23 protein-coding genes and 1 riboswitch are annotated in these 25293 nt (G+C 67.1%); of the genes, 12 read left to right on the top strand and 11 right to left on the bottom strand.

Annotated features, from left to right (window positions below; genetic code table 11):
• Window positions 1-81 precede the first annotated feature (81 nt).
• Window positions 82-633, top strand: coding sequence for an SMI1/KNR4 family protein (locus tag DES44_RS16355; RefSeq protein WP_083525288.1), 552 nt, complete (start codon window positions 82-84; stop codon window positions 631-633).
• A gap of 225 nt (window positions 634-858) precedes the next feature.
• Here DES44_RS16355 and glmS read toward each other — a convergent pair whose 3' ends face one another.
• A complete protein-coding gene (gene glmS, locus DES44_RS16360) occupies window positions 859-2733 on the bottom strand; it encodes a glutamine--fructose-6-phosphate transaminase (isomerizing) (protein WP_058933690.1) in 1875 nt (624 codons plus the stop codon).
• 138 nt (window positions 2734-2871) lie between these two features.
• Here glmS and DES44_RS16365 point away from each other — a divergent pair, with 138 nt between their 5' ends.
• On the top strand, window positions 2872-3375 hold the full coding sequence (locus tag DES44_RS16365; protein WP_058933689.1) for an Lrp/AsnC family transcriptional regulator: 504 nt from the start codon (window positions 2872-2874) through the stop codon (window positions 3373-3375).
• Here the strand turns inward: DES44_RS16365 and DES44_RS16370 are convergent.
• Window positions 3347-4528 carry a class I SAM-dependent rRNA methyltransferase gene (locus tag DES44_RS16370; RefSeq protein WP_058933688.1) on the bottom strand — a complete coding sequence of 394 codons (1182 nt, stop codon included), beginning with the start codon at window positions 4526-4528 and terminating at the stop codon, window positions 3347-3349. The two genes, DES44_RS16365 and DES44_RS16370, sit on opposite strands and share 29 nt — an antisense overlap.
• A gap of 122 nt (window positions 4529-4650) precedes the next feature.
• Here DES44_RS16370 and DES44_RS16375 point away from each other — a divergent pair, with 122 nt between their 5' ends.
• Window positions 4651-5202: a cytochrome b gene (locus DES44_RS16375; RefSeq protein WP_058933687.1), complete on the top strand. Its 552-nt coding sequence runs from the start codon at window positions 4651-4653 to the stop codon at window positions 5200-5202.
• 5 nt (window positions 5203-5207) lie between these two features.
• Here DES44_RS16375 and DES44_RS16380 read toward each other — a convergent pair whose 3' ends face one another.
• Genes DES44_RS16380 through DES44_RS16400 form a run of 5 tightly spaced genes read right to left on the bottom strand, consistent with a single transcriptional unit; the run spans window position 5208 to window position 10365 of the window.
• Window positions 5208-6944, bottom strand: a complete 1737-nt coding sequence (locus DES44_RS16380; RefSeq protein WP_058933686.1) for a BamA/TamA family outer membrane protein — start codon at window positions 6942-6944, stop codon at window positions 5208-5210.
• Between the two features lie 11 nt (window positions 6945-6955).
• A complete protein-coding gene (locus DES44_RS16385) occupies window positions 6956-7885 on the bottom strand; it encodes a tyrosine recombinase XerC (protein WP_058933685.1) in 930 nt (309 codons plus the stop codon).
• Entirely contained in the window at window positions 7863-8561 is a 699-nt protein-coding gene (locus DES44_RS16390; RefSeq protein WP_058937162.1) for a DUF484 family protein, read from the bottom strand. The genes DES44_RS16385 and DES44_RS16390 overlap by 23 nt, the downstream gene beginning before the upstream one ends.
• Window positions 8558-9424 (bottom strand): diaminopimelate epimerase, encoded by an 867-nt coding sequence (gene dapF / locus DES44_RS16395; protein ID WP_058933684.1) that lies wholly within the window; start codon window positions 9422-9424, stop codon window positions 8558-8560. Before dapF ends, DES44_RS16390 begins: the two co-directional genes overlap by 4 nt.
• Before the next feature lie 50 nt (window positions 9425-9474).
• The gene (locus DES44_RS16400; protein WP_058933683.1) at window positions 9475-10365 is read right to left on the bottom strand and encodes an LpxL/LpxP family acyltransferase; all 891 of its coding nucleotides are present in this window, start codon (window positions 10363-10365) and stop codon (window positions 9475-9477) included.
• A gap of 165 nt (window positions 10366-10530) precedes the next feature.
• Here DES44_RS16400 and metK point away from each other — a divergent pair, with 165 nt between their 5' ends.
• The 3 genes from metK to DES44_RS16415 all read left to right on the top strand — a co-directional run bounded on the left by metK (window position 10531) and on the right by DES44_RS16415 (window position 14160).
• Complete coding sequence (gene metK / locus DES44_RS16405; protein ID WP_058933682.1) at window positions 10531-11709, top strand: methionine adenosyltransferase; 1179 nt, start codon at window positions 10531-10533, stop codon at window positions 11707-11709.
• A 156-nt stretch (window positions 11710-11865) separates the two neighbouring features.
• Window positions 11866-12885 carry a GGDEF domain-containing response regulator gene (locus tag DES44_RS16410; protein WP_058933681.1) on the top strand — a complete coding sequence of 340 codons (1020 nt, stop codon included), beginning with the start codon at window positions 11866-11868 and terminating at the stop codon, window positions 12883-12885.
• Between the two features lie 174 nt (window positions 12886-13059).
• Entirely contained in the window at window positions 13060-14160 is a 1101-nt protein-coding gene (locus DES44_RS16415) for a DNA glycosylase AlkZ-like family protein (protein ID WP_058933680.1), read from the top strand.
• Window positions 14161-14192: 32 nt separating this feature from the next.
• Here the strand turns inward: DES44_RS16415 and DES44_RS16420 are convergent, their stop codons facing one another.
• Window positions 14193-15119: an AraC family transcriptional regulator gene (locus DES44_RS16420; protein ID WP_058933679.1), complete on the bottom strand. Its 927-nt coding sequence runs from the start codon at window positions 15117-15119 to the stop codon at window positions 14193-14195.
• Between the two features lie 200 nt (window positions 15120-15319).
• Between DES44_RS16420 and DES44_RS16425 the strand changes: the two genes are divergently transcribed.
• Entirely contained in the window at window positions 15320-16417 is a 1098-nt protein-coding gene (locus DES44_RS16425) for an aldo/keto reductase (RefSeq protein ID WP_083525287.1), read from the top strand.
• Window positions 16418-16459: 42 nt separating this feature from the next.
• Here the strand turns inward: DES44_RS16425 and DES44_RS16430 are convergent, their stop codons facing one another.
• Entirely contained in the window at window positions 16460-16936 is a 477-nt protein-coding gene (locus DES44_RS16430; protein ID WP_116001670.1) for an Lrp/AsnC family transcriptional regulator, read from the bottom strand.
• Between the two features lie 240 nt (window positions 16937-17176).
• On the opposite strand from DES44_RS16430, the gene DES44_RS16435 reads away from it, so the two are divergent.
• Window positions 17177-19486 (top strand): aminotransferase class V-fold PLP-dependent enzyme, encoded by a 2310-nt coding sequence (locus tag DES44_RS16435; RefSeq protein WP_058933678.1) that lies wholly within the window; start codon window positions 17177-17179, stop codon window positions 19484-19486.
• A 30-nt stretch (window positions 19487-19516) separates the two neighbouring features.
• Here DES44_RS16435 and DES44_RS16440 read toward each other — a convergent pair whose 3' ends face one another.
• On the bottom strand, window positions 19517-20365 hold the full coding sequence (locus DES44_RS16440; RefSeq protein WP_233441655.1) for an HAD-IIB family hydrolase: 849 nt from the start codon (window positions 20363-20365) through the stop codon (window positions 19517-19519).
• Between the two features lie 42 nt (window positions 20366-20407).
• A riboswitch (S-adenosyl-L-homocysteine riboswitch) is annotated at window positions 20408-20503 on the top strand.
• Between the two features lie 78 nt (window positions 20504-20581).
• Here DES44_RS16440 and ahcY point away from each other — a divergent pair.
• The 4 genes from ahcY to DES44_RS16460 all read left to right on the top strand — a co-directional run bounded on the left by ahcY (window position 20582) and on the right by DES44_RS16460 (window position 24541).
• Window positions 20582-22015: an adenosylhomocysteinase gene (gene ahcY / locus DES44_RS16445; protein WP_058933676.1), complete on the top strand. Its 1434-nt coding sequence runs from the start codon at window positions 20582-20584 to the stop codon at window positions 22013-22015.
• A 113-nt stretch (window positions 22016-22128) separates the two neighbouring features.
• Entirely contained in the window at window positions 22129-22914 is a 786-nt protein-coding gene (locus DES44_RS16450) for a TlyA family RNA methyltransferase (RefSeq protein WP_058933675.1), read from the top strand.
• A complete protein-coding gene (gene metF / locus DES44_RS16455) occupies window positions 22911-23750 on the top strand; it encodes a methylenetetrahydrofolate reductase [NAD(P)H] (protein ID WP_058933674.1) in 840 nt (279 codons plus the stop codon). The genes DES44_RS16450 and metF overlap by 4 nt, the downstream gene beginning before the upstream one ends.
• Before the next feature lie 119 nt (window positions 23751-23869).
• Window positions 23870-24541, top strand: a complete 672-nt coding sequence (locus tag DES44_RS16460; RefSeq protein ID WP_083525286.1) for an OmpW/AlkL family protein — start codon at window positions 23870-23872, stop codon at window positions 24539-24541.
• Between the two features lie 208 nt (window positions 24542-24749).
• On the opposite strand, the gene DES44_RS16465 is transcribed toward DES44_RS16460, so the two are convergent.
• The gene (locus DES44_RS16465) at window positions 24750-25226 is read right to left on the bottom strand and encodes a GNAT family N-acetyltransferase (protein ID WP_058937159.1); all 477 of its coding nucleotides are present in this window, start codon (window positions 25224-25226) and stop codon (window positions 24750-24752) included.
• Between the last annotated feature and the right edge of the window lie 67 nt (window positions 25227-25293).

The following is a 25293-nucleotide window of genomic DNA, read 5'->3' on the forward strand; positions in this document are numbered from 1 at the left end:
AGGAGCGCAGCCGGGACTGGCTGCGCTCGGTGGTGTTCAATACGTACTGAGCAAGGGCGGTGAAGCCGCGGAGCATGGGTCATGAGCTGGAGACTGGTATTCCCATTCATGAAAGACTACCCGGTGATCACCCCGGACGACATCAGCGCCTTTGAGGCTCGCAACCAGCTGAAGTTGCCTGCCGACTATGTCGCCTATCTGCTGGAGTTCCGGGGATCCTCGCCCATTTACCATAACGATGAAGGGCGATATCGCGCCGTCGAGTACACCGTGGACTGGGAGGGGAAGCCGGCGCAGTCCTATGGGGACGAGTGCGGGCTCGAGAGCACGTTCAGCATCTTCGAAGGCAAGGAGATCGATTCGCCTTACAAGGGAGGATGCGATCTCGACGACAACATTGTCTGGAATCGGCACCTCCATCCTCCTGGCTTGCTGCCGATTGGCATGGATGCGGGCAACTCGCTGTTTTTGTTGGGTGTGGAGGGCGATCTGACGGGGCGGGTGTTCTTCCTGTCGACCTTTCACGTGCCGGATCCGATCTCCTTCGAGCATATCGGCCACATTGCCCCGACGTTCACGGATTTCCTTCAGGTTGGCCATCCCGCTGGCTCCTCGCGCAGCGCGTCAAGATAACGAACGGCACGGCCATCACCTTCTCCCACCTGGCCGAGATGTGTGACCTGCCGGACGGACAGGTGGTGAATCAAAACGGGAGACGCCGACTCCCGTTTTGGGCTCTGGGTGTGTGGCCAGCGCCGCCGTGAGCGCAGCGCATCCAGCGATGCGGCAGCAATTCATGGATGCAGCTGGCCGGCTGGGTCGGCAACTGGTCCACAGTACCCGGCCCGGGGCTCTGACTCACTCCACCGTCACACTCTTCGCCAAATTCCGCGGCTTATCCACATCCGTCCCCCGCGCACACGCCGTGTGATACGCCAGCAACTGCAGCGGCACCACGTGGAGGATCGGGCTCAGCGCGCCGTAATGCTCCGGCATCCGGATCACATGCAGCCCCGGCTCGCTTTCAATGCGCGTATCGCCGTCGGCAAACACAAACAGCTCGCCCCCGCGCGCCCGCACTTCCTGCATGTTGCTCTTGAGCTTCTCCAGCAGCGCGTCATTCGGCGCCACCGTCACCACCGGCATCTGCGCCGTCACCAGCGCCAGCGGGCCGTGCTTGAGCTCACCGGCGGGATAGGCTTCCGCGTGGATGTAGCTGATCTCCTTGAGCTTGAGCGCGCCTTCCAGGGCAATCGGGTAATGCAGACCACGCCCCAGGAACAGCGCGTTTTCCTTTCGAGCGAATTCCTCGCTCCAGGCAATCACTTGCGGTTCCAGCGCCAGCACGGCCTGCACGGCCACCGGCAGGTGGCGCAGTGCCTTCAGATGCTCCGCCTCCTGCTCCTCCGTCAAATGGCCACGGGTCTGCGCCAGTGCCAGCGTCAGCAGGAACAATCCCACCAGTTGCGTGGTGAAGGCCTTGGTCGATGCCACGCCGATTTCCGCACCCGCACGGGTAATGAATGACAACGCGCATTCACGCACCATGGCACTGGTCGAGACATTGCACACCGTCATCGTGTGCAGCATGCCCAATGAACGCGCATGCTTCAGGGCAGCCAGCGTGTCGGCGGTTTCGCCGCTCTGGCTGATGGTCACCACCAGCGTGCGAGGGTTGGGCACGCTGTCGCGGTAGCGGTATTCGCTGGCGATCTCCACGCTGGTCGGGATCTTGGCAATGCTCTCCAGCCAGTATTTGGCGGTGGAACCCGCGTAATAGCTGGTGCCGCAGGCCAGGATGAGCACATTGTCGATGTCCTTGAACACGCGGTAGGCCCCGTCGCCAAACAGCTCCGGCGAAATGCCGGTCACTGCATCCAGCGTGTTGGCAATGGCCACCGGCTGCTCGAAGATTTCCTTCTGCATGTAGTGGCGATACGGGCCCAGTTCCGCCGCGCCGCTGTGGGCATGCACGGTGCGCACTTCCCGCACCACGCTCTGGAATCGGCCGGTCACCTCGCCGCGCGCCGTGATCCAGTAGCGGCCCAATTGCAGGTCCACCACATCGCCCTCTTCCAGATAGACGATCTGGTCGGTGACGCCGGCCAGTGCCATGGCGTCCGACGCGAGGAAGAATGCGCCCGCATGTTCGTCACGGCCCACGCCCAGCACCAGCGGCGAGCCTTCGCGCGCGCCGATCACCCGGTGCGGTTCGTCGCGGTGGAACACGGCAATCGCGTACGCGCCCTTGAGGCGGGCCACGGCCTGTTGCACGGCATCCAGCAGGTCGCCTTGGTAGAGCAGGTCCACCAGGTGCGCGATGACCTCGGTGTCGGTCTGGCTCAGGAACACATAGCCATGGGCCTTCAGCTCCGCGCGCAGCTCGTCATGGTTCTCGATGATGCCGTTGTGGACCAGCGCCACGCGGCCAGGGCCTTGCGGGGCGTCCACGCCAGGGCCGTGAGAGAAATGCGGGTGGGCGTTGTGCACCGCCGGAGCGCCGTGCGTCGCCCAGCGGGTGTGGGCGATGCCGGTGCCGGCTGCCACGCCGTCCTGCGCGGCCAGGTCCTGCAGTTCCGCCACGCGCGACGTGCTCCGTGCGCGGCGCAGTTGACCGTCTTGATGCACCGCCACGCCGCAGGAGTCATAGCCGCGATATTCCAGGCGCTTCAGGCCCTCGATGAGGATGGGGACGATGTCCTTCTGGCTGACTGCGCCGACGATGCCACACATGGAGAAGCTCCTGGAATATTGCGAATGGCGGAATCGTAGGAGCGCCGTTCAGCAAGAGGCTTTCAATTTCAAAGGCGAAACGCAATATTCAATCACCGCCAACAGTTAAGGAACTTTTCTTTCATAATTTGCGTCAAGATGGAATCTTCAATCAATCTGGATGCTGTCGACCTGCGCCTATTGGACCTGCTGCAGGCCGATGCCTCGCTCTCCAACCAAGCCCTGGCCGAGCGCGCGCACGTCTCCCCCGCCACCTGCCTGCGCCGCGTGCGGCGGTTGGTGGAAAGCGGGGTGATTGAAAAGCAGGTGGCCCTCTTGTCTCCCGACAAGCTAGGCAGCGGGCTCAGCGCCCTGGTGGAGATCACGCTGGACCGGCAAGGCGCCGAGCATCTGGACGCCTTCGAGGCCCTGGCCGTGGCCGCCCCGGAAGTCCAGCAATGCTGGCGGGTGGCGCCAGGCCCGGACTTCATCCTGGTGATGCAGGTGCCGGACATGCCGGCCTACCACGCACTGGTGCAGCGCCTGTTCACCCAGCAGGCCAACGTGCGCAACGTGAAGGCCTTTTTCTCGGTGAAGCGGGCCAAGTTCGACCCGCGCGTGGCGCTGCCCGGCCTCAGCGCTTCAGGATCAGCAGCCCCTTGAGGTACTCGCCCTCGGGGAAGTAGATGGTCTGCGGATGGTCCGGGGATGCGCCCACCCGGTCCATGATGAACCCGTCCACGCCCGCATCCATGCCAGCGCCCGCCACGATCTTGTGGAAGAGCTCGGGGCCCACGCCGCCGGAGCAGGAGAAGGTGAACAGCAGGCCGCCCGGCTTGAGCAGCTTCAGGCCCAGGCGATTGATGTCCTTGTAGGCCCGTGCCGCCCGCTCAGCATGCGCCGCCGTCGGCGCGAACTTGGGCGGGTCCAGGATGATGGCGTCGAAGCTGCGGCCCTGCTTGAGCATGTCGCGCAGCGTCTGGTTGACGTCAGCATCCAGCGCCGTATGACGGGCGGGGTCGAAGCCGTTGAGCTCGACGTGCGCCGTCGCGCGGGCCAGCGCCGGTGCGGAGGAGTCCACGCTCACCACCTCCGTCGCGCCCCCTGCCAGTGCAGCCACCGAGAAACCACCGGTGTAGCTGTAGCAGTTCAGCACGCTCTGGCAGCCGTAGTGCCGCACCAGGTCGGCGAACTTCTTGCGGTTGTCGCGCTGGTCGAGGTAATAGCCGGTCTTGTGGCCCTCGGCCACGTCCAGGCTCAGCTTCCATTCGTGTTCGGAGATCACCACGGCGGTGTCTCCGTCGCCGCGCAGCCAGCCGGTGACCGGCTCCAGGCCTTCGAGCGTGCGCACGCCCGAATCCGAACGCTCATACAAACGGGACAGGCCGGTGGCCGCGAGCAGCAGGTCGGCAATGACGCCCTTCCACTTCTCGGTGCCGGCAGACAGGAACTGGGCGCACAGGGTGCTGCCGTAGCGGTCCACGATCAAGCCGGGCAGGCCATCGGCCTCGCCATGGATCAGCCGCACGGCATCCGAGGCGATCGGCATGCGGGCCCGCAGGGCGATCGCCGCCTGGATCTTGCGCTGGAAGAAGGCTTCGTCGATGCGTTCATGCTCATCGAAGCTCCAGGCGCGCACCCGGATCATGGAGGTGGGACTGAAGGAGGCCCAGCACAGGAATTTGCCTTCGGCCGATTCCACACGCACGGTTTCACCAGGGTCGGCCTTGCCTTTGTCGATCGAGCCCTGGAAGACCCACGGATGGCGGCGCAGCAGCGAGCGGTCCTTGCCCTCGCGGAGACGAATCACTTTCATGCGAGCGATTGTCCCCGATCGCGCCGCACCGTCCGCAACCGGCCGGCACGCCAGGGTCTCGCGCCGCCCTGCGCTGCCAACAGGCTCACGAACTCCGCCCGCGGCCGCGGGGACTGACCCGCATGCACATCCATGCCTTCCCCGCGGACCGGCGCCGCTATTCCGCCTTCCTCCGTCACGCTCACTGGCTCTCGGCCGCGCTGGTGCTGGTGGCGTATGTCTCGATCTATGGCCGCGAGTGGTGGGAGCGCGGCACGCCCGAGCGGATCCTGGCGGGACAGCTCCACACCCTGTCCGGCCTGCTGTTGCTGCTTCTGACGGTGCCGCGCCTGCTGGTGAGATTCCAGGAGACGCCGCCCCCCATCGTGCCCGCCCCACCCCTGCCGCAACGGCTCATGGCCGGGCTGGCGCATGTGGCGCTGTTCCTGTACCTGGTGGTGCAGCCGCTGCTGGGCCTGTCCACGCTGATGGTGTCGGGCAAGGGAGTCGGCTTTCCGCTGATCGCGTGGCGCATCCCCGGCCTGGCCGTTCCCAATGAAAGCCTTGCCAAGGCGATCAAGGAGCTGCACGAATTTGTTGGCGTGCTCTTCATCTATGTGATCGCGGCCCATCTGCTCGCCGCGATCTGGCACTGGCGGGTGCGGCAGGACAACGCGCTGCAGCGCATGCTCTAGGGGACTCAGCGCGCCCGCGGCCCCAGCGTGCCGAAGGCCCAGCCAATGTTGACGCTGGCCATGGGGGTGCTCTGCTTGGAGCCCCCCAGCGCCTTCCACTGGCCCACCCCCACCTTGATGCGCAGACGGTCCTTGGGCTCCCTGCCCTCCCACTGCGCCCACAGCTCGCCCTGGGTGACCGCGCCGCCGCCGACCGCCACACCGCCGCCGCCGGCTGCGCCTACCAGCGCTTCCGCGCCGACCCGGAAACCACCCGGCAGGCGCTGCGTCTTCGCGCCCAGGCCAAACATGCCGTAGGAAAACGCGCCCGCCTTGCCAAAGGCCGCGCTGCCCGCCTGCGCGACCCCATACCAGGGTCCGCTGAAGTCGCGCGCCATGCCGATGCCCAGGCCCGTCACCGAATCCTTCGAGCCGTCCTTGAATTCGAAGGTCTTGAAGCGCGGCATGCTCAGGTACCAGTCCTGCTCCCGCACGGTGCCGGATTCCAGCGGCGGGGTGTTGAGCACCCGGGAGCCCTTTTCCAGCGGCAAGGCCAGCGACGCCCGCACCTGGAAGGAGTCGTAGTGGCCCCACGGCGCCTTGAGGTAGCTGCCGTCCACCCGCAGCGTCGGTCCCCAGGGCGTGATCCAGCGCAGGGTCGGGCCGGCGCGGAAGAGCCAGCCATTGCCCGTATCCAGGTTGCCGCCGCCGCCCAGGCCGGTGGAGAGCTGCCCCCCCACCCGCAGGCGCGGCGAGATCACGCCCCAGTCCTGGCCGGCATTGGCGAAGATCTCCATGTAGCCGTCGGACCCGCCGGAGGCTGCGCCCGAGGCCTCCAGGCCCCACCACGATCCGCCATTGCCGAAGTACTGGCGCAGGTCCGCGCCGGCCTTGCCCTTGCGGTTGGCGACCGACTGTCCGTCCCGGGTGATGCTGCCGGAGCGCGGTTTCTCCACACCGGCGCTCAGCGCGATTTCGTCGAAGCCCATGCCGGTGCGGTCGCCCGCGCGACCGAAGAGCCCGGCATCGGCGGGCGAGAAGCTGAGCAGCCGGTCCATGCGGCCCAGCGTCAGGCCCCAGGTCGTGTCCTTGATGTTGCCGCTGGGAAAGCGCACCTGCGTCACGCCCACGCCTGCATACCAGTTGCCGAATTCCCCCCGCAGGGAGATTTCCGGGCGCAGCATCAGGCCACCGCCGGCACGGACCTTGTCGGAGCTGACGCCGCCGCCGGCCCCTGCATAGATGCCGGTGGCCACATGCCAGTCCTGCGTCAGCCGCCAGCGGCGCTGCGCCGTGAAGCCTGCGGTGAACAGGCCGCCATAGTTGCCCTTGGCTGCGCCGTAGAAGGTCGGTCCCAGGCCCCAGTCCTCATTGACCGCCACCATGTAGCTCAGGCCCAGCAGCGCCGTGCGCTCGCCCGTGGGCATCTTCAGCGGCGTCCAGTTCAGTTCGAAGGCGGCCGGCCGGCTGTCCGTGGCGGTGACGGGCACGTCAGCCGTCGTACCGCGGCGCAGATCGGTGGTGACCCCGGGCGTGGATGCGGACGAGGATGCCGACAGGAACGGACCGGTGCCCTTCGCCGGACCGGAGGTCGGGGGCTGCGTTTGCGCCTGCGCAGTCGCCGCCAGCAAGGCCGAGCACAGCAGCAGCGGACGGCCGGGTGACGGCACCCGCAGCGGTCCCAGGGCCAGCCAGCGGGGAGAGACGCCGCGCAGCGCGCCGCGCCAGGAAGACGGCAGGGAGGAGGAAAGTGGGGAAGGCATCGAACAGTCGCTTATTTCTTCTTGGCGCGCGGATGCGCGGCGTCATAGACCTTGGCGAGGTGCTGGAAGTCCAGGCGGGTGTAGACCTGCGTGGTGCTGATGTTGGCGTGGCCCAGCAGTTCCTGGACCCCTCGCAGGTCACCGCTGGACTGCAGCAGGTGCGAGGCAAATGAGTGGCGCAGCATGTGCGGGTGGACATGCGTCGGCATGCCGGCATGCAGGGCCCGTTCCTTGAGCCGTGCGCGGACCTGATGCGCGGTGATGCGGCGCCCCCGCTTGTTCACCAGCAAGGCGGTCTCGCCGTCCTGGGCCCACTGGCCGCGAACGGCCAGCCAGTCCTGCAAGGCCTTGAGCGCCGGCCCGCCCAGCGGCACGGCACGGCGTTTGGACCCTTTGCCCAGCACGTGGGCCTCCTGGGTGTCCGGTTCGATCCAGCCCAGCGAGGTCGGGAAATAACGCAGGTCCAGGCCCACCAGCTCCGACACCCGCACCCCGCCGCCATACAGCAGCTCCACCAGGCAGCGGTCCAGCGCCTCGCCGACCGGGTCGGCATTCGGTTCTGCGTAATCGGCCAGGCGCACCGCATCGTCCACCGCCAGCGCCTTGGGCAGCGGTCGCCCTACCTTGGGCGGCCGCAGGTCGACGATGGGATTGGCGGCGATCAGGCCGTTGTGGCCCAGCCACCGATACCAGCCGCGCCAGGCGGACAGGATCAGCGCCAAGGTGCGCGGCGCCAGGTCGCCCTGATGCAGCTGGGCCAGGAAGCGCCGGGCCTGATGCGCCGTCAGCCGCAGCAGCGGCACGTCCGCTTTGGCGGCCAGCGCATTCAGGCGCTCCAGCGCCTCGGTATAGAGCGTGAGCGTGCGCTCCGCCAGACGGCGCTGCACACGCAGGTGGTCCAGGTAGCGCTGCTGCTCGTCAGTCAGCTTGGGCGGCTGCATGCGGGTCCGCGGTCAGCAGGCGCGACAGCGCGGCGCTGGCGATTTCGCCCACGCGCGTCAGAAACTCGGTGCCCATCTCGGCCGTGTAGCGGGTCGGGTCGGGCGAGCCCAGCACCAGCAGGCCGAAAGGCTGCGAGGGCGTTCCGGCCATCAACGGCACCAGGGCCAGCGAAGCCACATCCTCTTCCAGCCAGCGCGCGGCTTCGAAACCGGAGTTGATGCCGCAGTACGGCTGGTTCAGGCTGCTGACGAAGGTCTTCACATCGCTGCTGACCTCCGACGCAAAGGGCGCCAGCGCATGCCCGGCATTCACGTTCCACAGGCGCAGGTTGGCCTGGGGAATGAGGAACTGATGACGCAGCTCGCGCAGCAGCACTTCGGGCAACTGGCCGTCCTCACGGGTGAGCATCAACGCCAGCGTCCAGCGGTGCAGGCGGTCGGCGATGGCCACGTTCTCCTGGCCGTTGCGGATCATCTCGACGATCTTGTGTTCCAGGCCGCGGATCTTGTCGCGCAGCAGTTCCGCCTGCCGCTCCTGCAGCGACACGGCACGCTGGCCGTGCGGATGGGAGATGCGCACAGTGGCCAGCAGCTCGGCATGACGCTCGAAGAAGCCGGGGTCTCTCGCCAGGTAGTCGGCGATGTCTTGTTCGGTAATGCCTTCGATGCCGCTCACAGTTCGATTTCTCCTTCAAACACGGTCTGCGCCGGTCCGGTCATGAAGACCGACGCCTCCAGCCCCTGAGTGAGGCCGGCCCATTCGATGCGCAGGTCGCCGCCGTGGGTGTGGACTTCCACGGCTTCGTCCAGCCAGCCCAGGCGGATGCCGGCCACCACCGCCGCACAGGCGCCGGTGCCGCAGGCCAGGGTCTCGCCGCTGCCGCGCTCGAACACCCGCAGCTTCACTTCGCTGCGGCTGACGATCTGCAGGAAGCCGGCGTTGACCCGGCGGGGGAATCGTTCATGGCCTTCCACCTGCGGGCCGATCAGGCCGACTGGGGCGTGGTCCACGTCTTCCACCCGCTGCACGGCGTGGGGGTTGCCCATCGACAAGACGGCCACCTCGCAGGCCATGCCGTCGCCCAGCGCCAGCGGCCACAGGTCGAAGCCGTTGAGCGCGCGCGGGGTGAGGCCTTCGGGCTGGAAGGGCACCTGGGGCAGGTCGAAGATCGGCGCGCCCATGTCCACCGTCACCCGGCCGTCCTCGCGCAGACGCAGTTCCAGGATCTTGTTGACGGTCTGCACGCGCACCGTGCGCTTGTCGGTCAGGCCCTTGTCCACCACGTAGCGGACGAAGCAGCGGGAACCATTGCCGCAGTGCTCCACCTCGGAGCCGTCGGCATTGAAGATGCGGTAGCCGAAGTCCACGCCCGGCGTGCGGGAAGACTCGATGACCAGGATCTGGTCGCAGCCCACGCCAAAGCGGCGGTCCGCCACATGGCGCAGCTGCTCATGGGTGAGCTGCATCGGATGCTGCGTGGCGTCCAGCACGACGAAGTCGTTGCCAGCCCCATGCATCTTGGTGAAGCGCAGTTTCATGAGGGGATTATCACCGTGGTCCGTGACGCGCCGGGGCCTGACAGGCCTGCTCAGCGCTGATAAAGCGACGGCTCCCCCGGCGGCCGGGTCTTGAAGCGCTTGTGGACCCAGAAATACTGGGCCGGATTCTCCAGAATCCGCGCCTCCAGCCATTCATTGAAGCGCCGCGCATCGGCTTCCAGGTCGCCGCTGGGATAGTTTTCCAGCGCGTCATAAGCGGTGACCCGGATGCCTTGTCCCTTGGGCAGCATGGTGACCACCACCGGCTGCACCACCATCTTCATGGTCTGGGCAATCTTGGCCGGGGCCAGCAGTGTGTTGGCCGGCACACCGAAGAAGGGCACGAAGGCAGAGTCCTTGGGGCCGAAGTCCATGTCCGGCAGGTTCAGGAAGCCGTAGCCGTCGCGGATATGGCGCAGGATGCTGCGCACGCCCTCATGCCGGTCCGCCAGCTTGGTCGTGCCAAAGCGGGACCGCGCGCGGCGCAGCGCCACATCGAAGGTCGGGTTGCTCTGGCGCTGATAGATGCTCGAGCCCGGCTTGGACTGGTTGAGCATGATGGCCGGGCCCACCCAGTCCAGGCCCACGAAGTGCGGCATCAGCCACATCACCGGCCGGTCCACCTGCTCGGACAGGCGGATGTTGCCTTCCACCTTCATCATCCGCTGCAGCCGCGCCGGGGACGAATACCAAAGAAACCCCCGCTCCAGCAGGCTGCGACCCAGCCAGCCGAAATGCTCCCGCACCAGCGCCTGGCGCTCGGCCTGCGGCATCTGTGGGAAGCACAGCTCCACATTGCGCAGAGCGACCCGGCGACGCGAGCCGGCCAGCCGGTGGAGCAGCCCGCCCAGGCCCCAGCCCAGCGCCGCCACCCAGCGCAAGGGCAGCCAGTGCAGCAGCCACAGCAGCCCGATCAATGCATAAGTCGCCAGTTTTCCCATCCGTGCCAATTCCATTGGGCAGCACAGGGCTGCCTTTTTTCTATAATGCGCCCGTCGCCGAGTTAACTTGGACAACTTGCGGGGCGACTCAAAAATGCCGCTAAAGCGTTCGCCGCCTGACTCCCAGCACGGCAACGCCCGTAGACTGAAAAACAGGAGTTTAAATTGGCGAGCGATTTCCTCTTCACTTCGGAATCCGTGTCTGAAGGCCATCCGGACAAAGTGGCCGACCAGATCTCCGATGCCATCCTGGATGCCATCCTGGCCCAGGACCCCCGTTCCCGCGTGGCCGCCGAGACCCTGTGCAACACCGGCCTTGTGGTGCTGGCCGGCGAGATCACGACCAATGCGCATGTGGACTACATCCAGGTCGCCCGGGACACCATCAAGCGCATCGGCTACGACAACACCGAATACGGCATCGACTACAAGGGCTGCGCGGTGCTCGTGGCCTACGACAAGCAGAGCAACGACATCGCCCAGGGCGTGGACCAGGCCTCGGACGACCATCTCAACACCGGCGCCGGCGACCAGGGCCTGATGTTCGGTTATGCCTGCGACGAGACGCCGGAGCTCATGCCCGCGCCCATCTACTACGCGCACCGTCTGGTGGAGCGCCAGGCCCAACTGCGCAAGGACGGCCGCCTGCCCTTCCTGCGTCCGGACGCCAAGAGCCAGGTGACGATGCGCTATGTGGACGGCAAGCCGCACAGCATCGACACCGTGGTGCTGTCCACCCAGCATGCCCCCGAGATGTCGCTGGGCGACAAGATGAAGCCGGAGTTCTACGAGGCCGTCATCGAGGAAATCATCAAGCCGGTGCTGCCCAAGGAATGGCTGCAGGACACCAAGTACCTGGTCAACCCGACAGGCCGCTTCGTCATCGGCGGCCCGCAGGGTGACTGCGGCCTGACCGGTCGCAAGATCATCGTGGACACCTACGGCGGCGCATGCCCGCACGGCGGTGGCGCGTTCTCCGGCAAGGACCCGACGAAGGTGGACCGCTCGGCCGCCTACGCCGCCCGGTATGTCGCCAAGAACATCGTGGCGGCGGGCCTGGCACGTCAGTGCCAGATCCAGGTGGCCTACGCCATCGGCGTGGCCCGTCCGATGAACGTGACGGTCTACACCGAAGGCACCGGCGTCATCCCCGACGAGCAGATCGCCGCGCTGGTCAACGAGCACTTCGACCTGCGCCCCAAGGGCATCATCCAGATGCTGGACCTGCTGCGCCCCATCTACGGCAAGACCGCGGCCTATGGCCACTTCGGCCGTGAAGAGCCCGAGTTCAGCTGGGAGCGCACCGACCGCGCCCAAGGCCTGCGCGCCGCTGCCGGACTTTGATCGGACCCTCGGGCCCGGGCAGCTGAGCAACATGTCACGGTCTCTGCATCCCGCATGAGAATCCGGGCGTAGTGCGCATCTGAAAAGCCCAAATACCCCTCATCCAGGGCCGCTTCTCGCGGCCCTTTTCATTGGGGCGTGGGCAAAATCAGGGGCATGCATGCTGCACCGACTCCGCTGACCATCCTCATCGTCGATGACCAGAACGCCACCCGCGTGGCCCTGACGGCGGAACTGGATCGGGTGGGGCATCGCGTGCTGGAAGCGGACAGTGCGGAGTGGGGCCTGGAGCTGTTCCGCCGCTACCGTCCCGACGTGGTGCTCATGGACGTCGAAATGCCGGGCCATGACGGCTACTGGACCGCCCGCGAGATGCGCGCCGCGGAACCGGGTGGCTGGACGCCCATCATCTTCCTCTCCCAATTCAAGCAGGACCTGGACATCTGGAAGGGCATCGAGTCCGGCGGGGACGACTATCTGGTCAAGCCCGTGTCGCCGATGATCCTGCATGCCAAGCTGCGTGCGATGCAGCGGCTGGCCCAGATGCGGCACCGCCTGGTGACGATGTCCGAGGAACTGCGTGCGGCCAATGCGCAGCTGGAGGAACTCTCCAGCGTGGACGCCCTCACCGGCCTGATGAACCGCCGCGCGCTGGATGCCCGGCTGCAGCAGGAACTGGACCTGGCGCGTCGCGAGAACAAGCCGCTGACCCTGGTGCTGTGCGACGTGGACCATTTCAAGCGCTACAACGACGCCGCCGGCCATGTGGCCGGAGACGCCTGCCTGCGCCGGGTCGCCCAGCTGCTCAAGGAAACCTGCCGCCGTCCCGCCGACTGCGCCGGACGGTATGGCGGCGAGGAATTCGCGCTGATCCTGCCCAACACGCCGCGCTCGGGCGCGATGACCTATGCCCGGGCGCTGATGCGCACCATCGAGCTGTCGGCGATTCCGCATCCGGACTCGCCGACCGGCCCCAGCATCACCCTGTCCGGGGGCATCACCACCTGTGTGCCGGATGAAAGCACCAGCGTGGAAGGCCTGATCATGCGGGCCGATGAAGCGCTGTACAACGCCAAATCCACCGGCCGCAACCGCTTCTTCAGCTTCGAGATGCAGATGGACACGCAAGAGCAGAAGTCGGCCTTCGGGACGCTGGACGGCGGCCGCCGGCCCTGATCAGCGCCACACACGCAACCCCTCGGCTCATCCTCCGCGTTCCCCGGCCCCCTCGGCGCACCCTCCGCGCACCCTTGCGCGCCGGTGACCCGCTCGGGCCCGCGCGCTGCTGCCAGAATCCAGCATCAGCCCGACGTATCGTGCAGGCTGCCTCCCAGCCTCATCGCCGCTCCGATGCCTGTGATCGACCACGATGCCCTGCGCCGGCATGCCATTGCCCGCACGCTCTTCCCGCCCACCACCTTGCTCAAGGCCATCCGCCGCCTCGGCTTCGTGCAGGCCGACCCGATGCGGGCGCCGGCCCGAGCGCAAGACCTGATCCTGATGCAGCGGGTGCAGGACTACCGCGCCGGAGATCTGGAGCGCCGCTACGCCCGGCTGCCGCTGGAAGAGGACTGCCTGGTCAACTACGGCTTCCTGCCGCGCGAGCATCTGCCGCTGATGCATCCCCGCACCGCCAAGCGGCCGTGGGACGCAGAGACGCATGCGCGCGCCGCCGAAGTGCTGGCCTTCGTGCGCGAGAAAAAACACGCCCATCCCGCGGACGTGCTCAATGCCTTCAGCCACCATGGCCGCGTGGCCGGCTACTGGGGCGGTGAGCTCAACGCCAGCACCCAGTTGCTCGACGGCTTGCATTACCGCGGCCTGCTGCGGGTGGTGCGGCGCGACGCCGGCACGCGGGTGTATGCAGCGGTCGAGCACCCGCCGCAAGACGACAGTCCTGATGCCCGGCGTGCCAGGGCCCATGCGCTGCTGGATCTGGTCGTGTCGCTGTATGCGCCGCTGCCGTCCGCCACGCTGGGTTACCTCACGACCTTGCTGAACTACGGCGCCTTCCATCTGCGGGAGGAGACCCGGGCCGCCTGCAAGGAGGCAGCCTCCCGCTACGCGCATGTAAAGATCGACGGCGAGCGCTGGTTCTGGCCCGCGGATGAATCGCCGACCTCGCGCCGCCACCGGGTGGACCTGGAGCGGGTGCGCCTGCTGGCCCCCTTCGACCCGCTGGTCTGGGACCGTCGCCGGTTCGAGCGCCTGTGGGGCTGGGCCTACCGCTTCGAGGCCTACACGCCGGCCGCACGGCGCACCATGGGCCACTACGCCCTGCCGATGCTGTGGGGCGACCAGATGATCGGCTGGGCCAATCTCAAGGTGGTGAAGGAGCGGCTGGTGCCGGAGCTCGGCTTTGTCGGCACGCGCCCGCGGGATGCGGTGTTCCGCCGGGCGCTGGACGAAGAGTTGCACCGCATGTCGGTCTTCCTCGGCCTGGAGGACTGACCCCGGCGGCGCTGCGGTTCAACGCGCGCCGCTCAGCTGGCGCGCAGGATCTGCTCGATGTCCGCGCGGGGCGGGGTGCCAAACAGCCGCCGGTACTCGCGGCTGAACTGCGAGGCGCTTTCATAACCGACCTGATGCGCCGCGCTGGCCGCATCCAGGCCCTCGGCCAGCATCAGGCGCCGGGCATGCTGCAGCCGCAACTGCTTCTGGTATTGCATCGGCGAGAAGCTGGTCAGCTGCTTGAAGCGCTGGTGCAGCGTGGAGGGGCTCATATGCGCCACCTCGGCCAGATGGTCGATGCTCAGCGGCTCGTTGAAACGGCGGGTCAGCTCATCGATGGCGCGAGACAGCCGGCGGGTGGCACTGTCCTGCTGCGCCAGTGACCGCAGTCGGGGGCCCAGAGGTCCGGTCAGCACCCGGTAGAAGATTTCCCGCTGCAGCAGCGGGCCCAGCACGCGCTGGTCCTGCGGGCTGTCCAGCAACTGCATCATCCGCAGGGCGGCGCCCAGCAGCGAGGCATCCACCGGGGCCACGTTCAGGGCGCTCTGGGCCTGCGGCTGGGCATCGGAACTCATCGGACCGACCTCCAGCATCAGGTCCGCCAGGGTCTGGGTGTCGCAGCTGACGCGGATGCACAGATAGGGCTTGTCCGGCGTGGCATCGATCACCTGGCCGCGCGGGAGCATGGTCATCGACACCAGCAGGAAATGCAGCGGGTCGTAGAACAGCGTCTCGTCGCCCAGCTCCACTTTCTTGCGTCCCTGCAGCACGATCACGACGCCGGGCTCATACAGCGCCGGGCCCTTGGGCGTGGTGGTGCAGGCGCGGATCAGGTGCAGGCAGGGCACGGCGCTTTGGTGGGAGCCTTCACCGGCCACATGGCGCAGCGTCAGGTCGACCATCTGGGCGCGCAGAGCCTGGAGCTCGTCGGCCACGGGGAGGGAGGTGGGAACAACCATGCTGCGAATTGTGCAAACAGAACGCGCACGTGCACAGGGTGTCGGACAGCGGTCTGGAGGATTGGGCAATTACGGGCGAGCTTTGCGCTGGTTCTGAGGGGGGTCGGATTTCTAAGCTGTCGGACATCGCAGCCCAGGCCGGACGTCCCGGCCCGCTGCCCCCTTGCCCCCCTGCCCCCCTGCCACCAAGGAGTGCCGCCATGACTGTCTTCACCCGCGAACCTCTCAACCAGCTGCCGCAAGTGCCCCGCCGCCGGCTGGGCGCCCATGGTCCCGAAGTGTCCGCCCTGGGTCTGGGCTGCATGGGCATGTCCGACTACTACGGCCCCGCGGACGATGGCCATTCGCTGGCCGTGTTGCACCGGGCACTGGACCTGGGCATGAATTTCCTGGACACCTCCGACCTTTACGGCCAAGGCGCCAATGAGCGCCTGCTGTCCGGGCTGCTGGTCAACCGGCGGCGCGAGGTGGTGCTGGCCACCAAGTTCGGCATCGTGCGCAATGCGCAAGGGCTGTCGGTCGGCGTGGACGGCCGTCCGGCCCATGTGCACCGCGCCTGCGATGCCAGCCTGCGACGGCTGGGCGTGAATCACATCGACCTGTATTACCTGCACCGGGTGGACCCGCAGGTGCCGATCGAGGACACGGTGGGCGCCATGTCCGAGCTGGTGCGCTCGGGCAAGGTGCGGCACCTGGGCTTGTCGGAGGCCTCCGCCGACACCATCCGCCGCGCCCACAAGGTGCATCCGATCACGGCGGTGCAGACCGAATATTCCTTGTGGACGCGGGATGTGGAAGACGAGATCCTGCCCACCTGCCGGGAACTGGGCATTGCGCTGGTGCCGTACAGCCCGCTGGGTCGCGGGTTCCTCACCGGGGCCATCCGCAGCGCTGATCAATTGGCGGCGGACGACTGGCGCCGCATGAATCCGCGGTTCCAGCCAGCGCATCTGCGGGCCAACCTGGGACTGGCCGATGCGCTGGCGTCACTGGCCGCCGATCACGGCATGACCGCTGCGCAAATGGCGCTGGGCTGGCTGCTGGACCGCGGGCCGGACATCGTGCCGATTCCGGGCACCCGCAGTCTGGCGCGGCTGGATGAAAACGCCCGTGCCGCGCGACTGCGCTTCTCCGATGTCCTGCGGGAAGACCTGGCGGCGCTGCTGGCGCGGCATCCGGTGTCGGGCCAGCGGTATCCGGAGGTGTCGATGGGGCTGCTCAATGGGTCTACACCGGTGCGCTCGGGCTCGACGGCGAAGGCGCCTGAAGCGGTGCTACCGCAGCGGGATGCGGCGTGAGTTCCTGAGTGCCTGAGAGTGCCTGCGTCACGGCGCCCCTCGTCATGGGAGGTAGGACAGCGGCAGTGCCGTGGTGAACTTTAGCTCCTCCATCGCGAAGCTGGAGGAGACGTCAAACAACTGGGTGCCGGCGATGAGGCGCTTGTAGACCTGGTCGTAGGCGGCGATGTCGGGCACGACGACGCGCAGCAGGTAGTCGACATCGCCGCTCATCCGGTAGAACTCGACCACCTCGGGGATGGCCTCGACCGTGGCGCGGAAGCGGTTGAACCACTGCTCCGTGTGGGTGTTGGTCCGCACCGCGACGAAGACGGTGACCGCCACATTCACCTTGGCGCGGTCCACCAGCGCCACCTGGCGAGTGATGACGCCGGCCTCCTTCAAACGCTGCACCCGGCGCCAGCACTGGGTGGCCGACAGGCCCACATCGGCGGCCAGGTCGGCCACCTGCCGTTCGGCATCCACCTGCAGCAGGTCCAGCAGTTTGCGATCGATGGAATCCAGTTTCGTTTTCGACATGGGACGAGGAATCAGAATGCAGCGCTGAGGGTGGATTGGGCCACAGTCGGGGGCAGTCCAACGGCCGCCCGCGTTTGGTAGGTTTCCCCTGGTGGCCCAGATCGCATCCGGATCCACTGGTCGCGATTGGAAATCAGCTTTCCCCCTTAGCTGGATTTCTGGAATGCTCTTGCATATTTCTTCGTAGGGAACAGCGGGATCGCAAGCCATTCCCGCCCCGGGCTTCCGACAATCTGCCAGATGGACATCTATCTGGACGCCAACGCCACCACCCCCGTGCTCGAGCCGGCCCGAGAGGCCGCGCTGGCGGTCATGGCGCAGACCTTCGGCAACCCCAGCAGCGTCCATGGCGCCGGCCTCAAGGTCCGGGCGCTGATGGACGAGGTGCGGGCCACCGCACGACGCGTGCTGGACGCTCCCACAGGCCGACTGCTCTTCACCAGCGGCGCCACCGAAGGCATCCAGACCGCCGTGCTCTCCGCGCTGATGCATCTGCGTCAACGGCGCCACCCGCCCTCGTTCCCAACCGCCCCCTCGCCCGATCGCATCCGGTCCGCCCCGCCCACGCGCGTCCTGTATGGAGCCACCGAACACAAAGCGGTCCCCGAAGCGCTGGCTCACTGGAACAGCGTGCTGGGCCTGGGTCTGGACATCCAGGCCATTCCCGTGGGCCGCGACGGCCGGCACGACCTGAACTGGCTGCGCGAGCATCTCGACGGCACCGGGCTGGTCTGCACCATGGCTGCCAACAACGAAACCGGCGTCATCAGCGACCTCGACGGCATCGCCGCGCTGCTTCGCGACCGGGACCTGCTCTGGCTCGTTGATGGCGTGCAGGCGCTGGGCAAGCTGCCCCTGCACCTCATTCGCCGCCGCATCGACTACGCCCCCTTCTCCGGCCACAAGCTGTACGCGCCCAAGGGCATTGGCATGCTGTACGTGCGGGACGGGGCCCCCTTCACGCCGCTGCTGGCCGGCGGCGGGCAGGAAAGTGCGTCGCGCTCGGGCACCGAAAACACGGCCGGCATCGCGGCCCTCGGCGCCGTCCTCAAGGCGCTGGAAACCGGCGGCACCTTTGCATCGACCCAGGTGCTGCTGGGCCACCGGGACCGCCTGGTCCAGGCCCTGCGAGACGCCTTCCCCGGCGTGATCTTCAATGCGCCGTTCGACATCAGCCTGCCCACCACCCTCAACCTGTCGGTGCCCGGCCTGAGCGCCCGCACCCTGCTGGACCTGTTCGACGCCGCCGGCATCCGCGCCAGCGGCGGCTCCGCCTGTGGCGCCGCCAAGGCACAGCCCAGCTACGTGCTCCAGGCGATGGGCCTGCCGCACGCACAGACGGCGTCCGCGGTGCGTCTGTCGTTTGGACCGGCCGATGCGCCCGAGATGCTGCGGGAAGCCTGCGACCGGCTGCGGGCGTGCGGAGAAGCGCTCCAGTCGTCGTGTCGACCGGGCGACGCCCCTGGCGCCTCGATGCAGGCCCCAACAACCGCCGCCAGTCATGAACGCATCACCCGCTGGGTCGTGGACGGCGCCTGCTGCTACGCCGTGTGGGACGCCGCCTCCGGTCACTGCGTCATCATCGATCCGCTGCCTGAGCTCACCGCCCCGCTGGCGCAATGGCTGGACTGCCGCCATGCCCGCGTCGCGGCGGTGCTCGACACCCATGGGCACGGGGACCATGCCTCGTCCGCACCGCAGCTGCGTGAACGCCTTGCTGACCGGATGCTGCCTGCGCAGGACCTGGACGCGCTGGGTTGGCCGCAATCGGCCGACGAGATCGTGCTTGGCGCGATGCGCCTGAAACGCCTGGCCGTGCCGGGCCACACCGCCGACTCCACGGCGTATCTGCTGGACGACGAGAGCGGACTGTGCGCCGCCTTCGTCGGTGACACCGTCATGCCGGGTGCACTGGGTCGCAGTGATTTTCCGGTGAGTGCGCCGCTGTCATATGCGGACTCGCTGCACCTGCTGCTGAACGTGGTCGGCCGGGACACCCTGCTGCTGCCCGGACACGATTACGACAACCGCTTCGCCACGACGCTCGCCATCGAATGCGACGCCCAGCCGCTGCTGGACGGTGTGCTGAGCGGCCGGCTGGCCCCGCCGGAATTTGCCAGGGCCAAGGCCGAGCTGGAGCGGGACCTGCCGCCAACGCAATATCAGACCATCGCCTGCGGTGCCCGGGCCGCCCCTGCCGGCGCTGCCGATTCCGTGGACATCAGCCAGGACCTGGTCGCTTCCGCGCTGGCCTTGCGCCAGACCGCCGGCGCGGCTCGTCCCCGCCTGATCGATGTGCGCGAAGCCTATGAGCATCAGATGGGGCCGCTGTCGGCCCGCTGGCCGGTGGCGGCTGAAGTGGACGTCGAGGTGGTGCCGCTGTCCCTGCTGCTGAACCAGCTCGACGCCTGGCGCTCGCTGCCGGAAGAAACGCCGCTGGTCTTTTGTTGCCGCAGTGGCAACCGCAGCGCTCAGGCCGCGCGGGCGCTGCGCCGGCTGGGCCACTCCCAGGCGTATAGCCTGGCGGGCGGATTGGCGCTGTTGCCCTGAGCGATCAGGCGCCGTCCCGCAGCGTCTGCCTCATGCCTGGCATGAAGGGCCGGTGTCGGTGACCTCCCTGGCCTCACTGGCCTCCCTGGCCTCCAGCATCGCCTGAACCACTTCGGCGAACCCCTCGCCGCGCTCCGCGCGCGTCACGTATCGGGGGAGATGCGTCAGCACCGGCAGGAAGCGCTCGATGTTGGCCACGGCCACGGTGAACGGCATCCGCTCGAACATCAGCTGGTCGTTGCTCGAGTCCCCCACATACAGCCACCGACGCGGGTCGAAGGCCATGCCCGTGAGGCGCGGCACGGCCCACTCTGCGGCGGTCCACTTGCTGTGCGTGCCGATCCACCCGTTGATGTGGATGGAGCTCACCGTTGCATGCAACCCGTGCGCCTGCATCACCGCACAGACCGCCTCGATGGCCTGCGGCGGCAAATGCGCATGCTCGCTGTGGTCGATGGCGATGTCCGTGAGACGTCCCGCGCTGTCGGTCGCGAGCGTCGCCCCCGGCACCCGCGCCAGGATCTCATCGGCACATTGCTTCAGCCGCAGGGCATTGCGCGCCCGGGTGTCGGCGTCCTGGCTGAACTCGACGATCAGCGGGGCGGGGGAAGGTTCAGGCGAAGCGCCTTTGACCCGTTGCCGCGTCAGCAGCACCCCGCCGTTTTCCGCCACGATGCCGCAGACCGCCCAGTCCCGGGCCATCGGCTCGCTCCAGCCCGCCGGCCGCCCGGTGATGGCGATCACCGGCAGCCCGGCCGCCGCCAGCCGCTCCAGTGCCTGCCGCGCAGACGCGCCCAGGCCCCCGCCGGTGGTCAGGGTGTCGTCGATATCGGTCAGCACCCCCACCACAGCGCGCCATTCCTCACGGGGACAAGACATCAGAGGCTTCATGGCCGGCGATTGTGCGTCTAGAATCTGGCTCGTTCCGAGGAGCGTTGCGACCTCTCACCGCCAGAGGCCAGGCTCGGAACTGCTGTGTTGTATCCCCTCACAGCCCAGCAACCGCGCTCACCCGTTGACCTCTTCAGGCGGCCGGGTGGGTGTGTTGTCCCCACGGCCCCAGGTGTCAACGGCTCAACCCACGCAGGAGCCCGTATGAACGCCGTTCTCAAGCCGCTGGCACAAGACCAGTACCTGATCAAAGACCTGTCGCTCGCCGACTGGGGCCGCAAGGAACTCAGCATCGCCGAAAGCGAAATGCCGGCCCTGATGGCCATCCGCGAGGAATACGCCTCCAGCCAGCCGCTCAAGGGCGCCCGCATTGCCGGCTCGCTGCACATGACCATCCAGACCGGCGTGCTGGTTGAAACCCTGCAAGCCCTGGGCGCCGAAGTGCGCTGGGCGTCGTGCAACATCTTCTCCACCCAGGACCATGCCGCCGCCGCCCTCGTGGCCCGCGGCACGCCGGTCTTTGCCTACAAGGGCGAGACGCTGGAAGACTACTGGGACTACACCCACCGCATCTTCGACTTCGGCCCCAAGGGCTCGGCCGGCGAAGGCCCCAACATGATCCTGGACGACGGCGGCGATGCCACGCTGCTGATGCACCTGGGCCAGAAGGCCGAGAAGGACCTGTCGGTGCTGGCCAACCCGGGCAGCGAAGAAGAGCGCGTGCTGTTCGCCGCCATCAAGCGCAAGCTGGCCGAAGACAGCACCTGGTACACCCGCAAGAGCGCCGAGATCATCGGCGTGACCGAAGAGACCACCACCGGTGTGCACCGCCTGAAGGAAATGGCCGCGAAGGGCTCGCTGCTGTTCCGCGCCATCAACGTGAACGACTCGGTCACCAAGAGCAAGTTCGACAACCTCTACGGTTGCCGTGAATCGCTGGTGGACGGCATCAAGCGCGCCACCGACGTGATGGTGGCCGGCAAGATCGCCGTGGTGGCCGGCTACGGCGACGTGGGCAAGGGCTCGGCCCAGGCCCTGCGCGCTCTGTCCGCCCAGGTGTGGGTGACCGAGATCGACCCGATCTGCGCCCTGCAGGCCGCCATGGAAGGCTACCGCGTGGTCACGATGGAATGGGCTGCCGACAAGGCCGACATCTTCGTCACCACCACCGGCAACAAGAACGTCATCCGCCATGAGCACATGGCCGCCATGAAGCACAACGCCATCGTCTGCAACATCGGTCACTTCGACAATGAGATCGATGTTGCGTCGCTGGAGCAGTACGAGTGGGACGAGATCAAGCCGCAGGTGGACCATGTGATCTTCCCGGACGGCAAGCGCATCATCCTGCTGGCCAAGGGTCGCCTGGTCAACCTGGGCTGCGGCACCGGCCACCCCAGCTATGTGATGTCGTCCAGCTTCGCCAACCAGACCATTGCGCAGATCGAGCTGTTCGCCCACAAGGACGCCTACGACATCGGCAAGGTCTATGTGCTGCCCAAGCACCTGGACGAGAAGGTGGCGCGCCTGCAGCTCAAGACGCTGAATGCACAGCTGACCGAGCTGACGGACGAGCAGGCCGCCTACATCGGCGTGCCCAAGCAAGGCCCGTTCAAGCCTGACACCTACCGCTACTGATGACCGCGGCGGCCTCCCGCCCTGGGAGGCCGCTCGGCCATCTGCCGTCGGCGTCACTGCCCTGCCCATCCCCGTTCATCGCGTCCATCGCGTTCACTGCACCCATCGCCTCGATGAGAGCTGACCAGTTGCTGGTGTCCACCGGCCTTGCCCCCACCCGCTCCGCCGCCCAGCGGCTGATCGAGCAGGGGGCCGTTTCCTGGCATTCGCCCAAGGGCTGGGTGCCGCTGAAGAAGGCCGGCGAGGCCCTGCCCGAACAAGCCGAGCTGCGCATCACCGACGATGCGGAGCTGCGGTATGTCTCGCGCGGTGGCCTCAAGCTGGAAGGAGCGCTGCGGGTTGCAGGCCTGGACGTCACCGGCCTGACCGCGCTGGATGTCGGGCAGAGCACCGGCGGCTTCACCGACTGCCTGCTCAAGGCCGGTGCGGCGCGTGTGGTCGGGCTGGATGTCGGCCACGACCAGCTGCATGCATCGCTGCGCAGCGACCCGCGAGTGGCTGCCCTGGAGGGCACGCATGTGCGCGCGCTGGCCGAGAGCCCTCTGCGCACGCTGGCCCCGGAAGGCGGCTTCGATCTGGTGGTGGGCGACCTGAGTTTCATCTCCATGGTCGGCGCCCTGCCCCACCTGGATCCGTGGCTGGCCGTCGGCGGTCAGGCGCTGCTGCTGGTCAAGCCGCAGTTCGAGCTGGGGCCTCAGGCCATCGGCAAGGGCGGTCTGGTCAAGGATGTGACGCTGTATCCGCAGCTGGAGCAGCAGGCGCGCGACGCCGCGCTGGCGCTGGGCTGGTCGGTGCAAGGCTGGATGGACAGCCCCATCACCGGCGGCGACGGCAATCGAGAATTTTTCCTGTGGGCCCGCAAGACCGGCCTGCAGCACAGGGAAGGACCCACCCCATGAGCACACCTGTCAGCATCGAGTTTTTCCCGCCCAACACGCCAGTGGGCAGCGAGAAGCTCAAGACCGTGGTGCAGGAACTGCGTGCGGTGAACCCGCAGTATTTCAGCGTCACCTACGGCGCTGGTGGATCGACGCGCGAGAAGACGCTGGCCACCGTGGCCGAGATCGCCCGGCAGGGCTTCGACGCGGCGCCGCACCTGTCCTGCGTGGGCTCCACCCGCGAGAACATCGCCGAGATCCTGGCCACCTACCGCGCCCAGAACATCCGCCGCGTGGTGGCCCTGCGCGGCGACTTGCCCAGCGGCACCGCTACCGCCGGCGAGTTCCGCTATGCCGCCGAGCTGGTGCGCTTCATCCGCGAGACGCAGGGCGCCGACTGGGACATCGAAGTCGCGGCCTATCCCGAATATCACCCGCAGCAGCGCTACGCCGCCCGGGACCTGCAGTTCTTCGCCGACAAGATGAAGGCCGGCGCCAGCGGCGCCATCACGCAGTTCTTCTACAACCCTGATGCCTACTTCCATTTCGTGGATGCGGCACGTGCGCTGGGGGTGGACGCGCCGATCGTGCCGGGCATCATGCCGATCAACAACTACGCCCGCATTGCGCAGTTCGCGCAGCGCGACGGCATCGAGATTCCGCGCTGGGTGGCCCTGAAGATGGAAGGCTACATGGACGATGCCGCGTCGGTGCGCGCCTTCGGCCTGGACGTGGTCACCCGGCTGTGCGAGCGGCTGATCGCCGGCGGCGTGCCGGGGCTGCACTTCTACACGCTCAACCAGTCGGCGTTGACGCTGGAGTTGTGTTCGCGCCTCAAGTTGTCATCGGAGCTTTGACATCTGACAAGGCCGCAAGCCCGTGAGGGTTTTGGCGGCCAAACCTTGTGCGGCATCAAGGTTTCTACCGATCGGCAGGCGTTCAATCCGTCCTGTTCGCTACCTAGGAGAAACCTGATATGAACGTCCTTCGCTCTCGTGCCGCTCGTGTGTCCTCTGCTGCGTCTTCTGGTGCGGCCTCGGCCCTGGTGGCCGCCGCTGCTGCGGTGGTCGGTCTGTGCGCACCGGTGATGGCGCAGGCCCAGTCGGTGGAAAACCCCTGGCTGGTGCGCGTGCGTGCGCTGCACCTGGATTCGGCCAACAAGGACTCGACCGGGCTGGACCTGAGCATCAACAACAAGACCTTCCCGGATGTTGATGTTTCCTACTTCTTCACGCCCAACATCGCTGCGGAACTGGTGCTGACCTATCCGCAAAAGCAGCGCATCTACTCGGGGGACACGCAGATCGGCACGCTGAAGCATCTGCCGCCGACCCTGACGGTGCAGTACCACTTCAACCCCGCCGGTCAGGTCCGTCCGTATGTGGGCGCCGGCCTGAACTACACGCACTTCTCCAGCGTGCGCTTTGACAGCGCGGTGCAGGCGGCCCTGGAGCCCAGCATCAAGCACAACAGCTTCGGCCTGGCCGCTCAGGCCGGTGTGGATGTGATGCTGGACAAGCAGTGGTCCCTGAACTTCGACATCAAGAAGGTGCAGATCCGCACGAAGGTGTCGTCGGCCGGCACGGAAGTCGGCAAGTTCAAGGTGGACCCGCTGCTGATCGGCGTGGGGGTGGGCTACCGGTTCTGATGCATCGGTCGTCCGCCGCAGTGTGGTTCCTCACCCAGTGAAGGCACTGCTGCAACGGTTTCATGGCCGACGCACATAGATGATATGGGGCAACGCGGCGGCCATGGGAATGGCGCCTCCTTCGCGGGGGGCGCCATTTTTTTCGTCGGTCGGAGCCGTCGCACCGGGCCGTCGTTCGGAGCCGTTGCGGATCCCCTGCGTGCGCTGATCAGGCAGACTGGCGCGGCGATGATTCAGGCACGGATGCGCCCGCCTCTGCCTGCGAGCCGGGCCGTCTGTAGGCCATGCCCACCGAACGCGGCGCGGTGTGAACGAAGCCGAACTGCGCGTAGAGGTCCTGCGCCTGTCCATCCGCGATCAGGCTGACATAGCCGCTCGCGGGCACATTCGCCTCGATGTACTTCAGGATCTCTCCCATGATGCGCTTGCCCAGCCCCTTGCCCTGATGCGCCTTGAGCACAGCAATGTCGACGACTTGAAAGAAGCACCCGCCATCGCCGATCACCCGCCCCATGCCGACGGGCGTCGAGTCATGGAGGATCTGCACCGCAAACAGCGTGTTGGGGAGTCCCCGCTCAGCCGCCTCGTCGGTCTTGCTACTCAGGCCGGAGCCGACACGCAGGGCTTGATACGTTGGAACCGAAGGCGTTTCAAGCAGGCAGGTGTAGGCGGTGTTTTGGGTCATGAGCCAGGGCTTGTGAAACAAGGCGATGCCTGCATTCTGGCAGTTGGATCGTGACCAGGCTTGGTCA

The sequence above is a fragment of the Roseateles depolymerans genome (genome assembly GCF_003387155.1).
Taxonomy (GTDB): domain Bacteria; phylum Pseudomonadota; class Gammaproteobacteria; order Burkholderiales; family Burkholderiaceae_C; genus Roseateles; species Roseateles depolymerans.

Coding starts and splice junctions, on each gene's coding strand:
- DES44_RS16355 (WP_083525288.1), top strand. CDS start 82: ATGAGCTGGAGACTGGTATTCCCATTCATGAAAGACTACCCGGTGATC.
- glmS (WP_058933690.1), bottom strand. CDS start 2,733: ATGTGTGGCATCGTCGGCGCAGTCAGCCAGAAGGACATCGTCCCCATC.
- DES44_RS16365 (WP_058933689.1), top strand. CDS start 2,872: ATGGAATCTTCAATCAATCTGGATGCTGTCGACCTGCGCCTATTGGAC.
- DES44_RS16370 (WP_058933688.1), bottom strand. CDS start 4,528: ATGAAAGTGATTCGTCTCCGCGAGGGCAAGGACCGCTCGCTGCTGCGC.
- DES44_RS16375 (WP_058933687.1), top strand. CDS start 4,651: ATGCACATCCATGCCTTCCCCGCGGACCGGCGCCGCTATTCCGCCTTC.
- DES44_RS16380 (WP_058933686.1), bottom strand. CDS start 6,944: ATGCCTTCCCCACTTTCCTCCTCCCTGCCGTCTTCCTGGCGCGGCGCG.
- DES44_RS16385 (WP_058933685.1), bottom strand. CDS start 7,885: ATGCAGCCGCCCAAGCTGACTGACGAGCAGCAGCGCTACCTGGACCAC.
- dapF (WP_058933684.1), bottom strand. CDS start 9,424: ATGAAACTGCGCTTCACCAAGATGCATGGGGCTGGCAACGACTTCGTC.
- DES44_RS16400 (WP_058933683.1), bottom strand. CDS start 10,365: ATGGGAAAACTGGCGACTTATGCATTGATCGGGCTGCTGTGGCTGCTG.
- DES44_RS16410 (WP_058933681.1), top strand. CDS start 11,866: ATGCATGCTGCACCGACTCCGCTGACCATCCTCATCGTCGATGACCAG.
- DES44_RS16415 (WP_058933680.1), top strand. CDS start 13,060: ATGCCTGTGATCGACCACGATGCCCTGCGCCGGCATGCCATTGCCCGC.
- DES44_RS16420 (WP_058933679.1), bottom strand. CDS start 15,119: ATGGTTGTTCCCACCTCCCTCCCCGTGGCCGACGAGCTCCAGGCTCTG.
- DES44_RS16425 (WP_083525287.1), top strand. CDS start 15,320: ATGACTGTCTTCACCCGCGAACCTCTCAACCAGCTGCCGCAAGTGCCC.
- DES44_RS16430 (WP_116001670.1), bottom strand. CDS start 16,936: ATGTCGAAAACGAAACTGGATTCCATCGATCGCAAACTGCTGGACCTG.
- DES44_RS16435 (WP_058933678.1), top strand. CDS start 17,177: ATGGACATCTATCTGGACGCCAACGCCACCACCCCCGTGCTCGAGCCG.
- DES44_RS16440 (WP_233441655.1), bottom strand. CDS start 20,365: ATGTCTTGTCCCCGTGAGGAATGGCGCGCTGTGGTGGGGGTGCTGACC.
- ahcY (WP_058933676.1), top strand. CDS start 20,582: ATGAACGCCGTTCTCAAGCCGCTGGCACAAGACCAGTACCTGATCAAA.
- DES44_RS16450 (WP_058933675.1), top strand. CDS start 22,129: ATGAGAGCTGACCAGTTGCTGGTGTCCACCGGCCTTGCCCCCACCCGC.
- metF (WP_058933674.1), top strand. CDS start 22,911: ATGAGCACACCTGTCAGCATCGAGTTTTTCCCGCCCAACACGCCAGTG.
- DES44_RS16460 (WP_083525286.1), top strand. CDS start 23,870: ATGAACGTCCTTCGCTCTCGTGCCGCTCGTGTGTCCTCTGCTGCGTCT.
- DES44_RS16465 (WP_058937159.1), bottom strand. CDS start 25,226: ATGACCCAAAACACCGCCTACACCTGCCTGCTTGAAACGCCTTCGGTT.